Below are 19,817 nucleotides of genomic sequence, written 5' to 3'. Positions count from 1 at the left end.
CGCGCCCCTAGGCGGCGTTCTCGTCGAAGTAGGTGTCCAGGACAGCGTCTAGCTGTTCTTCCCACTCCTTGAAGCTGCTCCTGGCCGTCGCCTCGATCTCGATCGGGTACCAGCGGCGGTCAGGGGTGTGCACCGTGATGGTGAAACGCTTGCCGAAGCGGGGGGACTCCGTCTCGACCGCGCCGATCTCGTCCCAGCGGAACTCGCATTCCTGGTCGTCCAGGGACAGTCGTACACCGCGGTGGTCGGCGACTATCTTGGCGCGGCGGTCGGAGGCCTCGAAGACGGGCCCGTCGGGGGCCTCCTCGGTCTGCTCATCGGTCTCCGCTTCGGGCTCCTGCTCCTCCTCTTCGGAGGCGGCAGGCTCCTCAGGCGTCTCCTCCTCGACCGGCTCCTCCACCTCCGTGTCCTCCGGCTTCACGTCCTCCGGCTCTTCGGACACGGGTGGGGTGATCCCGGGAATGAAGGCCGGGTCGACCCCGGCGCCGTCCAGGGGCTGGCTGCTCGAACCTATGCGCTGCTCCACAGCGCAGCAGTATGGTCGACGATCCTGTGTCGTACACAGCCAGCCCCGACTTCGTTATCAGACGCCTACATGAACAGGCTGAGTACGGCCGCCACGACGAAGCCCACGACCGACAGCACCGTCTCCAGCACGGTCCAGGTCTTGAGGGTGTCGCGTTCGCTGATGCCGAAGTACTTGGCGACCATCCAGAAGCCGCCGTCGTTGACGTGCGAGGCGAAGATGGAGCCCGCGGAGATCGCCATGATGACGAGGGCGATGAAGGCCTGGGAGTGGTCGCCCTCGGAGAGGAGGGGCGCGACGATGCCGGCCGTCGTGACGATCGCCACCGTCGCCGAGCCCTGGGCGACGCGCAGGACGACCGAGATCAGGTAGGAGAGGACGATCACGGGGAGGCCGACGTCGTTGAAGGTGTCGGAGAGGGCCTGGGCGACGCCGCTGGCCTTGAGGATGGCGCCGAAGATCCCGCCCGCGCCGACGACGAGCAGGATGTTGCCGACGGGCTTGAGGGACGACGTGGACACCGTCTCCAGGGACTTGCGGGACCAGCCGCGCCGGATGCCGAGCAGGTAGTACGCGAGCAGCAGGGCGATGGTGAGGGCGACGAAGGGGCTGCCGAAGAACTCGATCACCGAGCGGGCGGTGGAGGGGTCCAGGGCGATGGAGGAGAAGGTCGCGGCGAGGATCAGCACCAGGGGCGTACCGATGATGGCGAGGACCGTGCCGAGCGGGACCGGCTTCTCCTGGGGCGCGACGCCCGCCTCACGCTGCTCGTTGACGACCGCCAGCTTCGCCTCGGCCGCCGCCTCCACCATGTCCTGCGGTACGGCGACGAAGATCCGCTTGCCGATCCAGTCGGAGAACACCCAGGCGGCCAGCACCGCGGGGACGCCGCAGACGACGCCCATGAGGATGACCCAGCCGAGGTCGACATGGAGCAGACCCGCCGCCGCCACCGGGCCGGGGTGCGGGGGCAGGAACGCGTGGGTCATCGACAGGCCCGCCAGCAGGGGCAGGCAGTAGAGCAGGATCGACTTGCCGCTCCGCTTCGCCGCCGCGTACACGATCGGCGCCAGGACGAAGATGCCCACGTCGAAGAAGACCGGGATACCGAAGATCACGCCGGTGACGCCCATCGCGAGCGGCGCCCGCTTCTCGCCGAAGAGGTTCAGCAGCCGCGAGGCCAGCACCTCGGCGCCGCCGCTGACTTCGAGGATCGCGCCGAGCATGGTGCCCAGGCCGATGATGATCGCGACATGGCCGAGGATGCCGCCCATGCCGGACTCGATGGTGGACACGGCGTCCGAGCGCTGGACCGTGCCGAAGAGTTCGGTGACCGAGAGGCCCGCGAGCAGGCCGACGGCTATGGAGACCGCGAGCAGCGCGACGAACGGCTGCAGCCGTGCCTTGATGATCAGGAAGAGGAGCAGTGCGATGCCGATGGCGGCGACGGTGAGGAGTCCGGCGGTGCCGTCGATGAGGAGGAGCAGGCCTCCTGTGTGGGGTGGGGTTTCGGCGGGGGCGGTGGCGGCGAGCGGATAGGACATTCGGGGGTCCTCTTCGTAAATGCGGTAAGTGCATGAGGCTTTCGGGCAGGGGGGATCGCGGCTCGGCGCCCCGAGGGGTGCCGAGCCGTTTACGGCGTGCGGGAGTTGAGGGGGTGTCTGCCGGTCAGGTCAGCCGAGTACGGCCAGCGCGTCGATCTCGATGAGGAGCCCCGCGGGCAGGCCGACGTACACGGTCGTGCGCGCGGCGGGCGGGTGGGTCAGGTCCTGCTCCTCGAAGTACGCGTTGTAGATCTCGTTCATCTCGGCGAAGTGGGCGACGTCCGTCAGGTAGACGCGGATCATCATCACGTCGTCCCAGGAGGCCCCGCCCTCCTCCAGGATCGCCTTGACGTTGGCGAGGGTCTGGAGGGTCTGCTCCCGCAGGGTCGGGCCGGCCGGCGTCGGGGGCTGTCCCTCGACCGCGGGCAGGAAGCCGACCTGGCCGGCGACCTGGAGGATGTTGCCCTTCTTCACTCCGTGCGAGAACTTCGCGGGCGGCGTGGTGTGGGTCTTGGGGGTGAGGGCGATCTTGTCGGTCATACGACATCCTTCGTCGAGGTCCGGCCGGAGTACTCGCCGCTGATCGCGTCCGCGGTACGGCGGACCAGCGGGAGCAGGGTGAGGAGTTCGTCGGCGGTGACGACGACGTTGGGCGCGGACACCGACATCGCGGCGGCGACCCGGCCGTCGGCGCCGCGGATCGGCGCGGCGACGCAGTTGATGGACTCCTCGTGGCCGCCGAGGTCGGTGGCCCAGCCCTGTTCGCGCACCTTGGCCAGTTCCCTGAGGAAGGCGTCCGGGTGGGGCGTCGAACGGGCCGTGTACATGGGGTAGTCGAGCTTCTCCGCGAGGGCGCGGCGCTCGTGCTCGGGGAGGTCGGCGAGCAGCAGCTTGGCGACGGCGGCGACGGTGATGGCCACCGGTTTCCCGATCCGGGAGTACATCCGCACCGGGTAGCGGCTCTCCACCTTGTCGATGTAGAGGACCTCGTTCTCCTCGTACACGGCGAGGTGGACGGTGTGTCCGCACTGCTCGTTGAGGCGTACGAGGTGGGGGTGGGCGATCTCGCGGATGTCGAGGTTCTCCATCGCCTCCTGGGCGAGGGCGATGAGGCGGGCGCCGAGGCGGTAGCGCTGGTCGGACTGGCGGTAGACCATGCCGTGTTCGTGGAGCGTGCGGAGGAGGCGCAGCGCCGTGGACTTGTGGACGCCCAGGCGGTCGGCGACCTGGCCGAGGTCGGCGGGGCCCTCGGCGAGCAGCGGCAGGATGCTCAGTGCGCGGTCGACGGTCTGGCTCATGGGGTGCGTACCTCCTCGTCGGCCTGCTGGGTCGTCCAGCCTGGGCCGAGTCGAAGTGTCCCCCACGCTTCGTCGTCGAGGGCGGCGAGGCGGTCGGCGGTGTCGCGGGTGGGGGGTGCGGCCAGGTCGCCGGGGGCGGTGAGGGTGGCTGCGGCCATGAGGTGGCCGTGCCTTATGCGGTCCCGGACGGGGAGTTCGCGGAGGGTGCCGGAGAGGAAGCCGGCGGCGAAGGCGTCGCCGGCGCCGACCGCGGCTACGGGGGTGACATTGAGGGCGGGGACGAAGGTGACCGGGGTTGCGGTGGGCCGGGGGTGGGTCGCGCTGCCCGGCGCTGACGGGGTGCCGCCTGCGCCCACCCGTGCCGCCCCAGCGGCACGACTGCCCGCAGGCTGCGCCTGTGAGAACGCAGTCGCCCCTCTCGCCCCCTCCTTCACCACCAGCACCTCCGGCTCCGGCAGCAGTTCGCGGATGTTTTCCGGGCCGCCGGTGATGCCCCAGGCAGTGCGGGCCTCGTCCGTGCCGACGAAGACGATGTCGGCGCGGCGGGCGAGGTCGAGGAGGACGCGGGGGCCGTCGGCGTCGCGCCAGAGGCCGGGGCGGAAGTTGACGTCGAAGGAGATGAGCGGTCGGTCCGGGCGGGGGGCCGTCAGTTGCCAGAGCAGGCCGAAGCACTCGTCGGACAGCGCCGCCGTGATCCCGGACAAGTGCAGCACCCTCCCCGCCCGCACCGCCTCCATGTCCACGTTCTCCACGGCCATCGCCGACGCAGCCGACCCGGCCCGGTAGTACGCCACCTCGTGCGCATCGGTCGCCCGGTCCCCCGCCGTACGGAAGTACACGCCCGTCGGACGCTCCGGGTCCCTCCGTACCGCCGACACGTCGACGCCGTACCCCCCGATCGCCTCCGTCAGGTGGTCGCCGAAGCCGTCCGTGCCGACGCGGCTCACCCAGCGAGCCGAGTGCCCGGCGGCGGCCAGCACGCACGCCACGTTGGATTCCGCGCCGCCGATGCCGCGGTCGAAGGACGTGACGTCGGCGAGGCGGCCCGGGCGGGTGGGCAGGAACGTGACCATGGACTCGCCGAGCGCGACGACGTCGACGACGTCGGGGGCATTGCAGGGTCCGGTGACGGTCACGATGGTCGTAGCTCCTCGGGTGGTGCGGTGTCGGCTCCGTTGACCCCGCGTTGGCCGAGATGTTAGACAGCGGTTAGCGACATACGCAATGAACGTTGCAAAGCATGCAACGCTGCCGATCAGGGAGGCCCGATGGCCGTTGAAGCGCTCGCCCGCCTGGCCGAGGAACGTGTCGACCACCGCTTCAAGGGCCTCCCGCCGGACGCCGGCGGCCTGACCGTCGCCGAGCTGACGGCCCAGCGCCGCAACCTCTTCACCGGCGGTTTCGCCACGCCCGTGCTCGCCCTCTCCGCCGAGCGGCTGGAACACAATCTCGCGCTCATGGAGTCGTACACGATCCGCCACGGTCTCGCCTTCGCCCCGCACGGCAAGACGTCCATGGCCCCGCAGCTCTTCCAGCGCCAGATCGAGCACGGCGCCTGGGGCATCACCCTCGCCGTGCCGCACCAGGTGCGCGTGGCGCGGGCGTTCGGCATTGAGCGGATCTTCCTGGCCAATGAGGTGGTGGACCCGGCGGCTCTGCGGTGGATCGCCGCCGAGCTGGCCTCGGACCCGGACTTCCGGTTCATCTGCTACGTCGACTCCGTGCGCGGCGTCGAGCAGATGGACACCGCGCTGCGGGGTGCGGAACGCCCGCTGGACGTCGTCGTCGAGCTCGCCGCCGGTGAGGGCGCCCGTACCGGCGTGCGTACGGAGGCGGAGTGCGCGGCGGTCGCGGACGCCGTGGCCGCCACCCGCACCCTGCGTCTGGTCGGTGTCGCGGGGTACGAGGGCGAGGTCCCGCAGGCCGATCCGGAGCGGGTGCGCGCCTGGCTGCGGCGGCTCGTCGCGCTGGCCGTCGACTTCGACGAGGCGGGGCGGTTCAAGGGCACGGACGAGATCGTCGTCAGCGCCGGCGGCAGCGCCTGGTTCGACGCGGTGGCCGACGTCTTCTCCGCGATCCCGGAACTCGGCGGTCCCGTACTGAAGTTGCTGCGCTCGGGCGCCTACGTCTCGCACGACGACGGCCACTACCGCAAGCTGACGCCCTTCACCCGTGTCCCCGAGGAGGGCGCGCTGGAGCCCGCGTTCCGCCTGTGGACGCAGATCGTCTCCCGCCCCTCGCCCGAGCAGGCCTTCGCCAACGCGGGCAAGCGGGACGCGGCGTACGACCTGGATCTGCCCTTCGCGCAGGTCGTGCGGCGGGACGGCACCGAGCGCCCGGCGACCGGCATCGAGGTCACGGGTCTCTCCGACCAGCACGCGTGGCTCCGCACGGCCCCGGAGGCCGATCTCGACGTGGGCGACTGGCTGGGCATGGGCCTGTCGCACCCGTGCACGTCCTTCGACAAGTGGCAGCTGATCCCGGTCGCGGAGGCGGACGGGACGGTCGTCGACTACATCCGTACGTTCTTCTAGGAGGCCCGGTCATGGCAGATCTCGTCATCCGTGACGCGGACGTGGTCGACGGCTCGGGCGCGCCCGCGTACCGCGCCGATGTGGTCGTCGACGACGGCAGGATCGTGTCCATCGTCAAGGAGGCCGCGGCGGCGGGCTGTCAACGACCCAAGGCGACCCGGGAGTTGGATGCCGAGGGGCTCGTCCTCTCCCCCGGCTTCATCGACATGCACGCCCACAGCGATCTCGCCCTGCTCCGCGACCCCGACCACAGCGCCAAGGCCGCACAGGGAGTCACGCTCGAAGTCATCGGCCAGGACGGGCTGTCGTACGCGCCGGTCGACGACCGCACGCTCGCGGAGGTGCGCCGTGCGATCACCGGCTGGAACGGCAACGGCGACGACATCGACTTCGACTGGCGGTCGGTGGGCGAGTATCTGGACCGGCTGGATCGCGGGATCGCGGTGAACGCCGCGTATCTCATCCCCCAGGGCACGGTCCGGATGCTCGCCGTCGGCTGGGAGGACCGGGAGGCCACGCCCGAAGAGCTGGACCGTATGCGGCAGTTGGTCGCGGAGGGCATGCGGCAGGGCGCGGTCGGCATGTCGTCGGGGCTCACCTACACCCCCGGCATGTACGCCAAGGACGCCGAACTGACCGAGCTGTGCCGGGTGGTGGCGGAGTACGGCGGCTACTACTGCCCGCACCACCGCTCCTACGGCGCGGGCGCCCTTCAGGCGTACGAGGAGATGGTCGCCCTCACCCGGGATGCGGGCTGCTCCCTCCATCTCGCCCACGCCACCATGAACTTCGGCGTGAACAAGGGCCGGGCGCCCGAGCTGCTGACGCTGCTGGACGACGCGCTGGCCGCCGGAGCCGACATCAGCCTCGACACGTACCCCTACACACCCGGCTGCACCACCCTGGTCGCCATGCTGCCGAGCTGGGCGAGCGAGGGCGGCCCGGAGGCGATCCTCAAGCGGCTCGCGGACGACGAGACGGCCGAGCGGATCCGCCATCACATGGAGGTCGTGGGCGCGGACGGGTGCCATGGCGTGCCGATCGAGTGGGACACGATCGAGATCTCGGGCGTGAGCGGGCCCGGCCTCGACGACTATGTGGGCCGTACGGTCCAGGAGTCGGCGGACCTGCGCGGCGAGGCACCTTGGGTGACCGCCCGGCGTCTGCTGCTGGAGGACCGGCTCGGTTCGACGATCCTTCAGCACGTGGGTCACGAGGAGAACGTCCGCGCGATCATGCGGCACCCCGTCCACACGGGCGGCTCGGACGGCATCCTCCAGGGGACGAAGCCGCATCCGCGCGCGTACGGGACGTTCCCGCAGTATCTCGGCCGGTACGTACGGGAGTTGGGCGTGCTGTCCCTGGAGGAGTGTGTCGCCCACCTGACCTCGCGCCCGGCCGCGCGGCTGCGACTGCCGGACCGGGGCCTGGTCCGCGAGGGCTACCGGGCGGACCTGGTGCTGTTCGACCCGGCGACGGTGGCGGCGGGCTCGACCTTCGACCGGCCGCGGGCCCTCCCGACGGGGATTCCGTACGTCCTGATCGACGGCCGGTTCGTGATCGAGGACGGGCGGCGGACGGACGTACTCGCGGGGCGGGCGGTCCGTGGAACTCCGCCCGCCCTCGCTTGAGTTGGGCCCCTTGCTCTACGGCTTGGGCAGGGTGCAGCCGCTCGCGCTCAGGTCGAGCTTGTTGTCGACGCCGAAGCAGGGCGCCATCTGGTAGGTCTGCTGGCCGTAGCCGATGCCCGTGTGGACGGTGACCGTGCCGTTCTCGGCGACCTCGCAGGGGTTGTTCACGGTGCAGCGCGCGCCGTCCTCGTTGAGGGTGTTGTTGACGGCGACGACCTGACCGGTCGCGTTGTCGACCACCGGCGAGCCCGAGGTGCCCCCGATGGTGTCGCAGGAGTCGGTGTAACGGACCGAGTCCTTCCAGGTCCAGTCGCCCTCCTTGAGCTGGTGGGCGAAGCCGTCGATGTCGCAGGCGTACGTCTGCTTCCAGTAGCCGGAGACGACGGTGATGGCGGTGCCGGCGGTGGGGCGCGCTTCGCTGATCGTCAGCGGGTCTATGCCGTACGAGCTCTTGATCGCACCGTAGGTGGTGGTCAGCTGGTACATCGAGACGTCCGTGTCGGTCATCGTCGCGTACGCGATCTTGCTGGCCCGCAGCGTCGCGACGCGGGAACCGGCGGAGTTCAGCAGGCCGAAGGTGCGGCTGGAGGCCTGGTCGACGATGACCTCGCCGGGCTCGGGGAAGCCGGACTCCAGGCAGTGGCCGTTGGACATCACCAGCGCCGGGTCGTTGTCCTCCGAGTCCGGGAACCGGACGACCGAGCCGGAGCAGTTGCTCAGCGCGACGGTGCCGGCGAAGGTGACCGCCTGCGCCTTCGGCGCCGTGAGCCGGGAGACGCTCGACGTGGCGGACGTGACCACGTCGTGGACCGCGCCCGAGAGCGTGTCCGGTTCCCCGCCCGTGACCGAGCCCGTGGGGGTGGGCTCGACCGCGACCGCGGGAGTCGCGCCCAGCCCGGCGAGGGCCAGGGCGCAGAGCCCGACGACCAGAGGTTTTCTCATGTGGGGGTCCCCTCATACGGAGAAGGTGACCGAAGAATCTCCGGCCACCCGCATTGTTGTCATGCACATCCTCACTCACGAGGGGGGTGCGGACAAGGACTTGCTTACTGGCCAGTTCAGTCCGTAGGGGTTTCCCTATCACGGCGGGGCGGGGGTGTTGGGCCGGCGGCGCAGGACGTTCACGGGAGGGCGGTCAGGTCACCACATCCGGCACACCCAGGGCTCACGCGCCCAACTCCCGCAACGGGACGCGCCGGAACTCGATCATTTCGTACGCCGTCTCGACGCCCGTTTCGTACAGGATCCCCACGGTCTCGGCATCGGCCTGCACAAGGTCCGAGTACGCGGCCTTCCGCGAGGACAGGGTCAGCATCTTGCCGAAGGACCGTCCCCCGTCCGCACTGCTCCACAGCGCCATCGCCGCACGGTCGGTCGGCACAGAGGGCCCCGAGAACAGCAAGTTCCCACCCTCCCCCGCCAGTTGCAGCACACTGCCCTCGACCAAGGGCACGTCGTTCAGCGAACTCTGCTCCGCATACCCTCGGTCAAGGCCCGCGCCCCCATCACTGGAATAGGCGTCCAGGCGGTTCCCCGGGCTCGTCCCCTTCTGGTTCCTGGCATTGAAGTACAGCCGCCCGTCCGGCAGCTGAGCCGCCGTCGACTCGTTGGCGTTGTGCACGCCCTCATACGCGTCCTCGACGAAACCGAGGCGCCAGGACCGCCCTCCGTCGTCGCTGTAGATCGCGTGCGCCCCGTAGTACTTGGGCTCCTGGCCGGTGTCCGGCGACCCCGAGGGCGGCGCGGAGGAGTGGTTGGCGGGCACGACCAGTCGCCCCGCGTGGTCCCCCCGTGTCAGCGCGACGGCATGGCCCGGCCCCGTGGCGTACCAGCGCCAGCCGGGCCGCTTCACTGCCGACGTGATCTCCCGCGCTGCGGAGAAGGACTGCCCGTCGTCCTTGCTCGTCTGCACGAAGACCCGGCGCCCCTGCTCGTCCGTGGCCTCACCGCGCAGGATCTGCGCTTCGGTGACGTCACCACTGTGGTAAGAGGTGACGAGCACGACGTTCCCGGTCCGGGGATCGACGACGGGCGCCGGATTGCCCCGGGTGTCCCCCTCGCCCGCCGCTACGACCTGCAGTTGCCCCCACGTGCACCCACCGTCGCTCGACCGCCTGAGCACGATGTCGATGTCGCCGTGGTCCTCCTTGCCACCTGACCGCCCTTCAGCGAAGGCGAGCAAGGTCCCGGCGGAGGTCCGGACGACGGCGGGTATGCGGTAACTGGCGTAGCCTCCCGCGCCCGAGGCGTACGGCACCGAGGACGCACATCTTCGCTCCGGCTCGGCATCTGCACTGTCGGCTCGATCCGCCTTGGGCCGGGCGACGACGACCAGCGCGGCGATGACGATCGCGGCAGCGCCGAGCACGGATAAACGGCGGCTCAGGACAGGACGGCTCACTGTTCTCCTCAGGTCGGGTTTTCGGAGAACCAGGCCACAGCGCCCTCCGTGTCTTGGTGCACCGTCCCCTCAATCCGGCTTCTTGGTGTTCCCCTGTCCCTTTCCGGGGTGGTCCCGGGAGTAACTGGGGGCGGCAGCCGAGGTGCTCGTGGCAGTGGAACTCGGTGGGGTCGTACTCGTGGTGGCGGTCGAGGGCTCCCGCGCGCTGCCGGAGACGTCTGCGGTCGCGGTGGCGCTCGGCGAAGCGCTCGTACGCGGGGAGGCCGCACCGGAGGACCCCGGCCGGTCGGCGAGCGTCCCCGGGGACGACTCCGTGCCCGTGGACGGCTCGGAGTCACCGGCCGTGGCGCCGCTCCGCTCCGGCCCGCCCCGCGTCCCGCCCGACGGCGACCCGGAGAAGGAGAACGCGGCGATCACGACGGCCACCGAGACGGCACCCGCCGCACCGGCGGCGACCATCACGCGGCGCGAGCGGAAGCCGAGCGGCCGGTGCCGGCCGCGGTGACCCGACCGCTCCGCGGGTACGTCGGCCGCCACCGGAGGCAACTGGGCCGTGTCGTCGAAGGCGGTGTCATGCCAGCCGTGCGCGGCCGCCGGGTCGGCGTAGGCGTCGTAGACCGGGGACGGCGGAGCCTGCGGGAGGTACACGTTCGGCGGTCTTCGAGGGTCGCCGCCCTCCGGGTGCGCGCTTCCCTGTTCCGATGGCCTGGACATGACCGTGGATTCTAGGGACCCATGGGGCCCTTGAGACAGCTACCGGCGATAACAGCTCAAACCCGCCCGTCTCACGTGGCGGAAAACACGGCCGCGACCGCGTTACCGGGCCGTAAGCTCCCTGACATGCAGGTGATCCAGTCGACCAAGCTCGCCAACGTCTGTTACGAGATCCGGGGCCCGGTGCTCGAGGAGGCGATGCGGCTTGAGGCGGCCGGGCATCGGATCCTCAAGCTGAACACGGGCAACCCGGCGGCGTTCGGCTTCGAGTGCCCGCCCGAGATCCTGGAGGACATCCTCCGCAATGTGTCGTCGGCCCATGGCTACGGCGACGCGAAAGGCCTGCTCGCCGCGCGCCGGGCCGTCGTGATGCACAACCAGACCCTCGGCATCGAGACCGACGTCGAGCACGTCTTCATCGGCAACGGCGTCTCCGAGCTGATCGTGATGGCGATGCAGGGGCTGCTGGACGACGGGGACGAGGTGCTGGTCCCGGCTCCTGACTACCCGCTGTGGACGGCAGCCGTCTCACTCTCCGGCGGTACGGCCGTCCACTACCGCTGCGACGAGCAGTCCGACTGGATGCCCGACCTCGCGGACATCGAACGGAAGGTCACCGACCGCACCAAGGCGATCGTGATCATCAACCCGAACAACCCGACCGGCGCGGTCTACGACGAGGCCGTGCTCAAGGGCCTGACCGACATCGCCCGCCGGCACAATCTGCTGGTCTGCTCCGACGAGATCTACGACAAGATCCTCTACGACGGCGCCACGCACACGCCGACCGCGGCCGTGGCCCCGGACCTGCTGACGCTCACCTTCAACGGCATGTCGAAGGCGTACCGGGTGGCCGGCTACCGGGTCGGCTGGATGTCGATCTCGGGTCCGCGCGCGCACGCCGACTCCTACATCGAGGGTCTGACGATCCTGGCGAACATGCGGCTGTGCGCGAACATGCCGGGGCAGCACGGGGTGGTCGCCGCGCTGAGCGGACGGCAGACCATCAACGACCTGGTGCTGCCGGGCGGGCGGCTGCGCGAGCAGCGGGACGTGGCGTATGAGCTGCTGACGCAGATCCCGGGTGTGACGTGCGTGAAGCCGAAGGGGGCGCTGTATCTGTTCCCGCGGCTCGACCCCAAGGTCTTCAAGATCAGGGACGACCGGCGGATGGTCCTGGACCTGCTCCGGCGCGAGAAGATCATGGTCGTCCAGGGCACCGGCTTCAACTGGCCCGAGCAGGACCACTTCCGGGTGGTGACGCTGCCGACGGTCGGGGATCTGCGGGATGCGGTGGGGCGGATCGGAAACTTCCTGGACGGCTACAGCCAGACCTGACGCTCACGCTGTGTGGATGCGTGATCCGGTTCTGTGAATCGCTCAACTTTAGACGAAATCTAAGCTAGGATGACTTCTGTCAGAGCACAGGAGGCCATCCCCATGTACGAACCGATCCGCACCCAGTCGGTCCACAGCTCGATGGCCGGCACGTCCTCGGACTACCCCCACCGGTCCCGTGAGGAGGAGCTGGACATCCAGCTCGCGGGCCATCTCGCCGCGCTCCTCGCGATCACCGACGAACTGCGCGCGCAGGCGCCGTCCGGCGATCTGGACACGGCTGCGGAGCGGCTCGTGGAGCAGGTGAGCCGACTGCGAGGTGGGGCGACAGTGCGGGCACTGCCTGCTGCCGGCCGACCGCAGGCCACGTCCCTGCACCGGCGCGCGCACCGCCTCGCGGGACGCGCGCTCGTCGTCGCCGCGGCCCGCGCCGATACGGCGGCGGCGATTCTGGCCGCCGAGCGCATGGACGCGCATGCCGCCGCGCTGGCCGAGCCCCAGAAACTGACCGGCGTCGGCTGATCCCCCCGAACGGCCCCGGTCCGCGTGCACCCGCAGCGACGCGCGGACCGGGCGCCACGTTTTCCGTACTCTGAAGGCATGGAGTACGCGAAGATGCGCGCGATCGCCGAGGAACTCGGGGCCTACGCCGAGCAGCTCGAAGGAGCTTGGTCCGTCGAGATCGGCCCGTCCGGCCCGATACTGGCGATGATGTGCCCGTCGAAACGCCACGAGGGCACCATTCGCCGCATCTGCAAGCAGCTGGACGCACAGCTTCTCAGCACGCACCCTGGTTACGGCTGCGTGCCCGGCCCCGAGATCGAGCACCCCGCGCTCGCTCGCATGCGCCGCCCCGACGCCGTCGTCATCCCCGAGGACGTCCTCGACGAGGAGGGCCTCGCGGTCGACGCCACTCACGTACTGGCGGTCATCGAGATCGTCTCGCCGTCCAACCCGGACAACGACTACGGCGAGAAGCTCACCGAGTACCCCGCCATGGGCATCGCCCACTACATGATCGTCGATCCGCGCACCGGCACCATCGAGGTGCATTCGGACCCGTGCAAGAACCGCTACGGCAGCAAGGAGCCGTACATCTACGGAGACTCGGTGCCGTTCGGTCCCTGGACGGTGGAGACTTCGGCCTTCCGCCGCTACGGCAAGGCCGGGAACGGTACGGGCTGACGGCAAGCCCCTCCCGTTCCGTACCGGGACCGGCACTACACCCCCCGTTCACCCTCACAGCCGGGGAACGTTGGATTCCGCGAGCACGCTCCGGGCGTGAGACGTATCGCAGGAATCTTCCTCGCGGTTCTGCTGATCGGCGGAGTGGTGGCAGCCGTCCTGGCAGGCCGACAAGGCGAGGACAAGGGCACGGCAACGAAGACCGTGCGCGCGGTGATCGGGTCGGAGAAGGCAGAGTTCTTCGCCGATCCCGAGGTGGTGGACGCCCTTGCCGCCAAGGGCTACACCGTGCAGGCCGAGACCTCCGGGTCCTGGGCCATGGAAGGGCTTGACCTCAAGGGGTACGACCTCGCGCTGCCGTCGAGCCAGGCACCGGCCGTCGAACTGGCCGCGAAGTACAAGGTGTCGGGAACCCTTCCGCGCCCCTTCTACTCCCCCCTCGTCGTCGTGGCGCACAAGAACGCCGCCGAGGTGCTCAAGGCGAACGGGCTCGCCACGCTGGACGAGTCGCACCGGGGCACGCTGAAGATGAGCGCGTATCTGGACGCCGCCCGTGACGACCGCACCTGGCAGCAGCTCAAGGGCGCCGCCAAGTACGGAGAGCTGACGGGCACCCTGTATCTGTCCAGCACCGACCCCGAGACCTCCAACTCCGGCGCCCTCTACCTCGCCGCCGCCTCCTACGTCGAGAACGGCGGAAAGGTCGTCGCCTCCGGCACCGAGATCGACCGCACCGCCCCGCTGCTGCACAAGCTGGTCAGCGTGCAGGGCGCCCAGCAGTCCAGCAGTGACGCCGTCTTCCGGGACTTCGTCAGCGGCGCCGGCAACCCGCTAGTCGTGGTCTACGAGTCCCAGGTCGCCTCCCTGCTGACGGAGGGGCAGCAGCCGGACGACCTGGTCGTCCTCTACCCGGACACCACGGTCAACAGCGACCACACGGTCGTACCGCTCACCGACAACGGCAAGGCCCTCGCCGAACTCCTCTCCACGGACCCGCAGTTGCGCAAGCTGGAGGTCCGGCACGGGTTCCGCCCGCAGGGCGAGGCCACCGAGTTCGCCGCGGACACCACCTACCTCAAGCACGAACTGACCGGCGTCCGCCAGGCGCCCGTGCCCACCTCCAAGGTGCTGCACGAGCTGGCGCGACGGGCGCGCGGATAAGGGGGGAAGCAGTACATGACCAGCAACGACGACACGTTCGTCCTCACTCCGCCCGAGCCCGTCGCCGCCGTGCCGCGGGAGAAGGCCGGCGGGCTCGTGCCCGTCGACGACAGCGTCCGCAACGACATGGCGAACAAGGCTTCCGCCTACATCGAGGGACTCGCCTCCCTCGACGCGCGCTCGCCCGAGTTCGCCGGCAAGGTCGGGGAGATCACCAACCTCGGCGCGGGCGAGATGCGCAGCGCCGCCGCCCAGTCCAACCGGATGCTGGAGCGCACGGTGCGCAGCCTCCCCGACAAGGGCGGCGACGCCCAGTCGAAGGTGGCGGGCTCGCTCGTCGAGCTGCGGCGGGTGGTGGAGGACCTGGACCCGCGTGACCTGCCCGCGAGCAAGGGCCGCAAGTTCCTGTCCAAGCTGCCCGGCGGCAACAAGCTTCGCGACCACGTCGCCAAGTACGCCTCCTCGCAGAACACGCTCAACAAGATCGTGGGCTCGCTGCGCGGCGGCCAGGACGAACTGCGCCGCGACAACGCCGCGTTGCAGACCGAGCGCGTCCGCCTGTGGGAGACGATGGGCAAGCTCCAGGAGTACGTCGTCCTCACCGAGGCCCTGGACGCGGCCGTCGAGCAGCACATCGGCGGGGTGGAAGCGACCGATCCGCAGCAGGCCGACAGTCTCCGTGCCGATGTGCTCTTCCCCGTCCGGCAGAAGCACCAGGACCTGCTCACCCAGCTCGCGGTGTGCGCGCAGGGCTACCTCGCCATGGACGTCGTACGACGCAACAACGAGGAGCTGATCAAGGGCGTCGACCGGGCCGCCACGACCACCGTCTCGGCGCTGCGCATCTCGGTGATGCTCGCCTCCGCGCTCGACAACCAGAAGAAGGTCGTCGACCAGGTCAACGCCTTGCGCGGCACCACCGAGGACCTCATCCGGGGCAACGCGGAGATGCTGGCCACGCAGAGCGGCGAGATCCAGCGCATCGCCGCCGACCCGGCCGTCGGCGCGGAGACCCTGCGCACCGCCTTCCAGCAGATCTACCGCACCCTCGACGCCATCGACAGCTACAAGGTGCAGGCCACCGAGGCGATGGCGTCGACCGTGGAGTCCCTCACCTCCGAACTGCAGCACGCCAGCGCCTACTTGGAGCGCAGCCGCTCACAGGGCGCGCTCGAAGGAGGGCTCTCATGAGACGCCGTACGGGTATAGCCGTCCTCGCCGCGGCTGCCGCCCTGCTGACCGCCTGCACCACGCAGGGAGACCAGACAGACTTCCCGACGCCCGGCGTTCCCGGACCCGCCGAGCCGGGCACCCTCCGCGTCCTCGCCTCCAGTGAGCTGAGCGACATGACTCCGGTCCTCGAACAGGTCGAGAAGGACACCGGCATCAAGGTCCGGCCGACATACATGGGCACCCTGGACGCCGTGGATCTGCTGGCGAAGGGGAAGGCGGACGGCCAGTTCGACGCGCTGTGGCTGTCCTCCAACGACTATCTGCGGCTACGGCCCGACGCGGCGAAGAAGGTCGTGTCGGAGACGCCCGTCATGTCCAGCCCGGTCGCCATCGGCGTCAAGCCGGCGACCGTCGAGGAACTCGGCTGGAAGCCCGCGGACGTCACCTGGTCCCAGGTCGAGCAGGCCGTGCAGGACGGGAAACTGACGTACGGCATGACCGACCCGGCCCGCTCCAACTCCGGCTTCTCGACGCTCGTCTCCGTCGCCTCCGCGCTCTCCGGCGCCCAGTCCGCCCTCACCGACGCGGATGTCAGCAAGGCGACCCCGCGGCTGAAGGAGTTCTTCAAGGGGCAGAAGCTGACGTCGGGTTCGTCGGGCTGGCTGGCGGCGGCCTACGACCGGCGCGGGGACGTCGACGCGCTCCTCAACTACGAGTCCGTCCTCAAGGGCATCCCGGGCCTGACCGTGATCCGCCCGCGCGACGGCGTCGTCACCGCCGACTACCCCCTCTCCTCCCTCGCGGCCACGAACGCCGAGACCCGCGACGACGTCCGCCGCCTCACCGAGGCCCTGCGCACGCCGGAGACCCAGCGCGCGATCACCGAGCGCACCCACCGCCGGCCCGTCGTCGCCGACGTACAACCCGCCGCCGGACTCGACACCGACCGACGCCGCGAACTGCCCTTCCCCGGCAGCCAGTCCGTCGCCGACGGCCTCCTCGACTCGTACGAGAACGAGCTGCGCCGCCCGTCCCGGACCGTCTACGTCCTCGACACCTCCGGCTCCATGGAGGGCGACCGGCTCGCCGACCTGAAGCAGGCCCTCACGTCTCTCACCGGCGACTTCCGGGACCGCGAGGAAGTCACCCTCATGCCCTTCGGCTCCGACGTGAAGAGCGTGCGCACCCACGTCGTCGACCCGGCCGACCCGCAGATCGGACTCGACGCGATCCGCCAGGACACCGGGGCACTCACCGCCGAGGGCGACACCGCGATCTTCACCTCACTGGAGAAGGCGTACGACCATCTCGGCACCGACCGCGACACGTTCACGTCGATCGTGCTGATGACGGACGGCGAGAACACGACCGGCGCGAAGGCCTCCGAGTTCGACGCCTTCTACGCCGGGCTCGACCGGGACAGCAAGGAGATCCCCGTCTTCCCCATCCTCTTCGGCGACTCCGACCGCTCAGAACTGGAACACATCGCCGAACTGACCGGCGGCCGCCTCTTCGACGCCCAGAAGGGCTCACTGGACGGCGCCTTCGAGGAGATCCGTGGCTACCAGTAGATTCTTCGGATACCTGGAGTCCCGCAAGAACATCGCGGGCAGCGCGTGCGGGCTGGCGGGCGTCGTCCTCACCTTCACCGGGGTCGCGGGCCCGTACTGGCCGGTGGTCGTCGCCGGCCTGTACGGCGCGGGCGCGCTGATCGCCCCACCGGAGCGACCGCCCCTGCCGGACTTCCCGGACCCGTCCGCCCAACTGGACGAACTGCGGCAGGACTTCGACAAACTCCGCGGCTACCTGACGGACATCGACCTGTCGGTCACAGCCGCGGCCCGCCTCCGCGAACTGACCGAGCTGCTCACCGCCCTGCTGGACCACGGCTGGAGCAAGGAGCTGCTCGCCCACGACCCGGAGGCCGTCCACGCCCTCTCCCGCATAGTCCGCCGCGACCTCCCCGAGGCCGTGGACACCTTCGCCCGAACCCGCTGGTGGACCCGGATGTCCCCCGGCACCGACTCCCCCGAACTCCACCTCGAACGCCAACTGGGCTTCCTGAAGAAGGAAGCCCAGAACTTGGCGGCAACCCTCAGGGAGGCGGAGGCCCGCAGACAGGAAACCCACACCCGCTACTTGGAAGACCGCCAGCAGTAGCGCCCTTTAGGGGCGCGGGGAACTGCGCGACCAGCCCCCACGCACCCGCACCCGCACCCGCACCCGCACCCGCACCCGCCAACGGCGAACGGGACCCTCAGCCCAGCCGCTCCACCAACCCCCGGTACTCGTCCCACAGCTCCTTCGGCGTGTGCTCACCGAAGGTATTCAGGTGCTCGGGAACCAGCGCCGCCTCCTCGCGCCAGACCTCCTTGTCCACGGTGAGCAGGAAGTCCAGCTCCTCCTCGCCCAGTTCAAGCCCGTCCGTGTCCAGCGCACCCTTCGCCGGAAGAATGCCGATCGGCGTCTCCACACCCTCGGCCTTGCCCTCCAGCCGCTCCACGATCCACTTCAGGACACGGCTGTTCTCACCGAAGCCGGGCCAGACGAACTTGCCCTGGTCGTTCTTGCGGAACCAGTTGACGTAGTAGATCTTCGGCAGCTTGGCCGGGTCCTTGTCCTTGGCGACCTCGACCCAGTGCCCCATGTAGTCGCCCATGTTGTACCCGCAGAACGGCAGCATGGCGAAGGGATCCCGCCGCAGCTCACCGACCTTGCCCTCGGCGGCGGCGGTCTTCTCGCTGGCGACGTTCGCACCGAGGAAGACACCGTGGTTCCAGTCGAAGGACTCCGTCACCAGCGGTACGGCCGTGGCGCGCCGCCCGCCGAAGAGGATCGCGGAGATCGGCACGCCCTTGGGGTCCTCCCACTCGGGCGCGATGATCGGGCACTGCGAGGCGGGGACGGTGAAGCGGGCGTTGGGGTGGGCGGCGGGCTCCGCGGACTCCGGCGTCCAGTCCCGGCCCTTCCAGTCGGTGAGGTGGGCCGGGGTCTCCTCCGTCATGCCCTCCCACCAGATGTCGTTGTCGTCGGTGAGGGCGACGTTGGTGAAGACGGAGTTGCCCCACAGCGTCTTCATCGCGTTGGCGTTGGTGTGCTCACCGGTGCCGGGCGCGACGCCGAAGAAGCCGGCCTCGGGGTTGATGGCGTACAGCCGGCCGTCCTCGCCGAACCGCATCCAGGCGATGTCGTCGCCGATCGTCTCGACCGTCCAGCCGGAGATCGTCGGCTCCAGCATGGCGAGGTTGGTCTTGCCACAGGCGCTCGGGAAGGCCGCCGCGACGTACTTGGACGCACCCTGCGGCGGCGTGAGCTTGAGGATCAGCATGTGCTCGGCGAGCCAGCCCTCGTCGCGGGCCATGACGGAGGCGATGCGCAGGGCGTAGCACTTCTTGCCGAGCAGGGCGTTGCCGCCGTAGCCGGAGCCGTAGGACCAGATCTCGCGGGACTCCGGGAAGTGGGAGATGTACTTGGTCTGGTTGCACGGCCAGGCCACGTCCGCCTCCCCCTCGGCCAGCGGGGCGCCCAGCGAGTGGACGGCCTTCACGAAGAAGCCCTCGGAGCCCAGCTCGTCGAGGACCGGCTGCCCCATCCGGGTCATCGTGCGCATGGAGACGGCGACGTACGCCGAATCGGTGATCTCGACGCCGATCGCGGACAGCGGCGAGCCCAGCGGGCCCATGCAGAAGGGCACGACGTACATGGTCCGGCCGCGCATGGAGCCGCGGAACAGGCCCTTCTCGCCGGCGAAGACGTCCCGCATCTCGGCGGGGGCCTTCCAGTGGTTGGTCGGGCCCGCGTCCTCTTCCTTCTCGGAGCAGATGAAGGTGCGGTCCTCGACCCGGGCGACATCGGTCGGGTCGGAGGCCGCGTAGTACGAGTTGGGGCGCTTGATCGGGTCGAGCCTCTTGAAGGTGCCCTTGGCCACGAGCTCCTCGCACAGTCGCTCGTACTCGGCTTCGGATCCGTCACACCAGACCACGCTGTCCGGCTGCGTCAGTTCAGCGATCTCGTTCACCCACGAGACCAGTTCCTTGTGGTGGGTGGGAACGACGGGGGGAGCCGCGATGTCGCGCGCCACGATTGCTCCTAGATGAGGGATTTGTGGTTGGAGGCCCCGTGGGGGCTGCGACCCGGATGCATCCCAGCGGACTGGCTGGCGCTCATCCGGTGCCGACCGCACTCATTTGATCATCCGACGGGAGTGCCCATCTGTCCAGAGGGCGTCACAGGTGAGCGGAGTGAGCATCGCCACGCTTGAACCGGTCGCTTTACGTGCACGTTGGGTTCAGCAGACCGTCTCTTTGCGTGA

At 69.7% G+C, this 19,817-nt stretch carries 18 protein-coding genes; 9 read left to right on the top strand and 9 right to left on the bottom strand.

The window, feature by feature from the left end; genetic code table 11:
* Positions 1 to 7: 7 nt before the first annotated feature.
* The 5 genes from ACTWQO_RS03265 to ACTWQO_RS03245 form a co-directional block, all read right to left on the bottom strand.
* A complete protein-coding gene (locus tag ACTWQO_RS03265) occupies positions 8 to 526 on the bottom strand; it encodes a hypothetical protein (RefSeq protein WP_443235650.1) in 519 nt (172 codons plus the stop codon).
* A gap of 65 nt (positions 527 to 591) precedes the next feature.
* Complete coding sequence (locus ACTWQO_RS03260; RefSeq protein WP_443235649.1) at positions 592 to 2,070, bottom strand: GntP family permease; 1,479 nt, start codon at positions 2,068 to 2,070, stop codon at positions 592 to 594.
* 129 nt (positions 2,071 to 2,199) lie between these two features.
* Positions 2,200 to 2,610: a RidA family protein gene (locus ACTWQO_RS03255; RefSeq protein ID WP_443235648.1), complete on the bottom strand. Its 411-nt coding sequence runs from the start codon at positions 2,608 to 2,610 to the stop codon at positions 2,200 to 2,202.
* The gene (locus tag ACTWQO_RS03250; protein WP_443235647.1) at positions 2,607 to 3,368 is read right to left on the bottom strand and encodes an IclR family transcriptional regulator; all 762 of its coding nucleotides are present in this window, start codon (positions 3,366 to 3,368) and stop codon (positions 2,607 to 2,609) included. The genes ACTWQO_RS03255 and ACTWQO_RS03250 overlap by 4 nt, the downstream gene beginning before the upstream one ends.
* Positions 3,365 to 4,504, bottom strand: a complete 1,140-nt coding sequence (locus ACTWQO_RS03245) for a sugar kinase (RefSeq protein ID WP_443235646.1) — start codon at positions 4,502 to 4,504, stop codon at positions 3,365 to 3,367. The genes ACTWQO_RS03250 and ACTWQO_RS03245 overlap by 4 nt, the downstream gene beginning before the upstream one ends.
* A gap of 132 nt (positions 4,505 to 4,636) precedes the next feature.
* Here ACTWQO_RS03245 and ACTWQO_RS03240 point away from each other — a divergent pair, with 132 nt between their 5' ends.
* Positions 4,637 to 5,902 (top strand): amino acid deaminase, encoded by a 1,266-nt coding sequence (locus ACTWQO_RS03240; protein WP_443235645.1) that lies wholly within the window; start codon positions 4,637 to 4,639, stop codon positions 5,900 to 5,902.
* A gap of 11 nt (positions 5,903 to 5,913) precedes the next feature.
* Positions 5,914 to 7,533, top strand: coding sequence for an N-acyl-D-amino-acid deacylase family protein (locus ACTWQO_RS03235; RefSeq protein WP_443235644.1), 1,620 nt, complete (start codon positions 5,914 to 5,916; stop codon positions 7,531 to 7,533).
* Positions 7,534 to 7,548: 15 nt separating this feature from the next.
* Here ACTWQO_RS03235 and ACTWQO_RS03230 read toward each other — a convergent pair whose 3' ends face one another.
* From ACTWQO_RS03230 to ACTWQO_RS03220, 3 genes are all read right to left on the bottom strand, one after another.
* A complete protein-coding gene (locus ACTWQO_RS03230) occupies positions 7,549 to 8,475 on the bottom strand; it encodes a S1 family peptidase (RefSeq protein ID WP_443235643.1) in 927 nt (308 codons plus the stop codon).
* Between the two features lie 223 nt (positions 8,476 to 8,698).
* Positions 8,699 to 9,901: a sialidase family protein gene (locus ACTWQO_RS03225; RefSeq protein WP_443235642.1), complete on the bottom strand. Its 1,203-nt coding sequence runs from the start codon at positions 9,899 to 9,901 to the stop codon at positions 8,699 to 8,701.
* Between the two features lie 102 nt (positions 9,902 to 10,003).
* Positions 10,004 to 10,648, bottom strand: a complete 645-nt coding sequence (locus tag ACTWQO_RS03220; protein ID WP_443235641.1) for a hypothetical protein — start codon at positions 10,646 to 10,648, stop codon at positions 10,004 to 10,006.
* Positions 10,649 to 10,774: 126 nt separating this feature from the next.
* On the opposite strand from ACTWQO_RS03220, the gene ACTWQO_RS03215 reads away from it, so the two are divergent.
* From ACTWQO_RS03215 to ACTWQO_RS03185, 7 genes are all read left to right on the top strand, one after another.
* Positions 10,775 to 11,986: a pyridoxal phosphate-dependent aminotransferase gene (locus tag ACTWQO_RS03215; protein ID WP_210577058.1), complete on the top strand. Its 1,212-nt coding sequence runs from the start codon at positions 10,775 to 10,777 to the stop codon at positions 11,984 to 11,986.
* Between the two features lie 102 nt (positions 11,987 to 12,088).
* Positions 12,089 to 12,508 carry an SCO4983 family protein gene (locus ACTWQO_RS03210; protein WP_443235640.1) on the top strand — a complete coding sequence of 140 codons (420 nt, stop codon included), beginning with the start codon at positions 12,089 to 12,091 and terminating at the stop codon, positions 12,506 to 12,508.
* 78 nt (positions 12,509 to 12,586) lie between these two features.
* Complete coding sequence (locus ACTWQO_RS03205) at positions 12,587 to 13,171, top strand: Uma2 family endonuclease (protein ID WP_443235639.1); 585 nt, start codon at positions 12,587 to 12,589, stop codon at positions 13,169 to 13,171.
* Between the two features lie 96 nt (positions 13,172 to 13,267).
* Positions 13,268 to 14,332, top strand: a complete 1,065-nt coding sequence (locus ACTWQO_RS03200) for a substrate-binding domain-containing protein (protein ID WP_443235638.1) — start codon at positions 13,268 to 13,270, stop codon at positions 14,330 to 14,332.
* Between the two features lie 15 nt (positions 14,333 to 14,347).
* Positions 14,348 to 15,523: a toxic anion resistance protein gene (locus ACTWQO_RS03195; protein WP_443235637.1), complete on the top strand. Its 1,176-nt coding sequence runs from the start codon at positions 14,348 to 14,350 to the stop codon at positions 15,521 to 15,523.
* Positions 15,520 to 17,076 (top strand): substrate-binding and vWA domain-containing protein, encoded by a 1,557-nt coding sequence (locus tag ACTWQO_RS03190; RefSeq protein WP_443235636.1) that lies wholly within the window; start codon positions 15,520 to 15,522, stop codon positions 17,074 to 17,076. The genes ACTWQO_RS03195 and ACTWQO_RS03190 overlap by 4 nt, the downstream gene beginning before the upstream one ends.
* The gene (locus ACTWQO_RS03185) at positions 17,063 to 17,665 is read left to right on the top strand and encodes a hypothetical protein (RefSeq protein ID WP_443235635.1); all 603 of its coding nucleotides are present in this window, start codon (positions 17,063 to 17,065) and stop codon (positions 17,663 to 17,665) included. The genes ACTWQO_RS03190 and ACTWQO_RS03185 overlap by 14 nt, the downstream gene beginning before the upstream one ends.
* Before the next feature lie 97 nt (positions 17,666 to 17,762).
* Here ACTWQO_RS03185 and ACTWQO_RS03180 read toward each other — a convergent pair whose 3' ends face one another.
* Entirely contained in the window at positions 17,763 to 19,586 is a 1,824-nt protein-coding gene (locus tag ACTWQO_RS03180) for a phosphoenolpyruvate carboxykinase (GTP) (protein ID WP_443235634.1), read from the bottom strand.
* Between the last annotated feature and the right edge of the window lie 231 nt (positions 19,587 to 19,817).

The organism is Streptomyces sp. 4N124 (assembly GCF_052245395.1).
In the GTDB taxonomy this organism is placed as follows: domain Bacteria; phylum Actinomycetota; class Actinomycetes; order Streptomycetales; family Streptomycetaceae; genus Streptomyces.
This window is presented reverse-complemented; position numbering and strand designations above follow the sequence as displayed.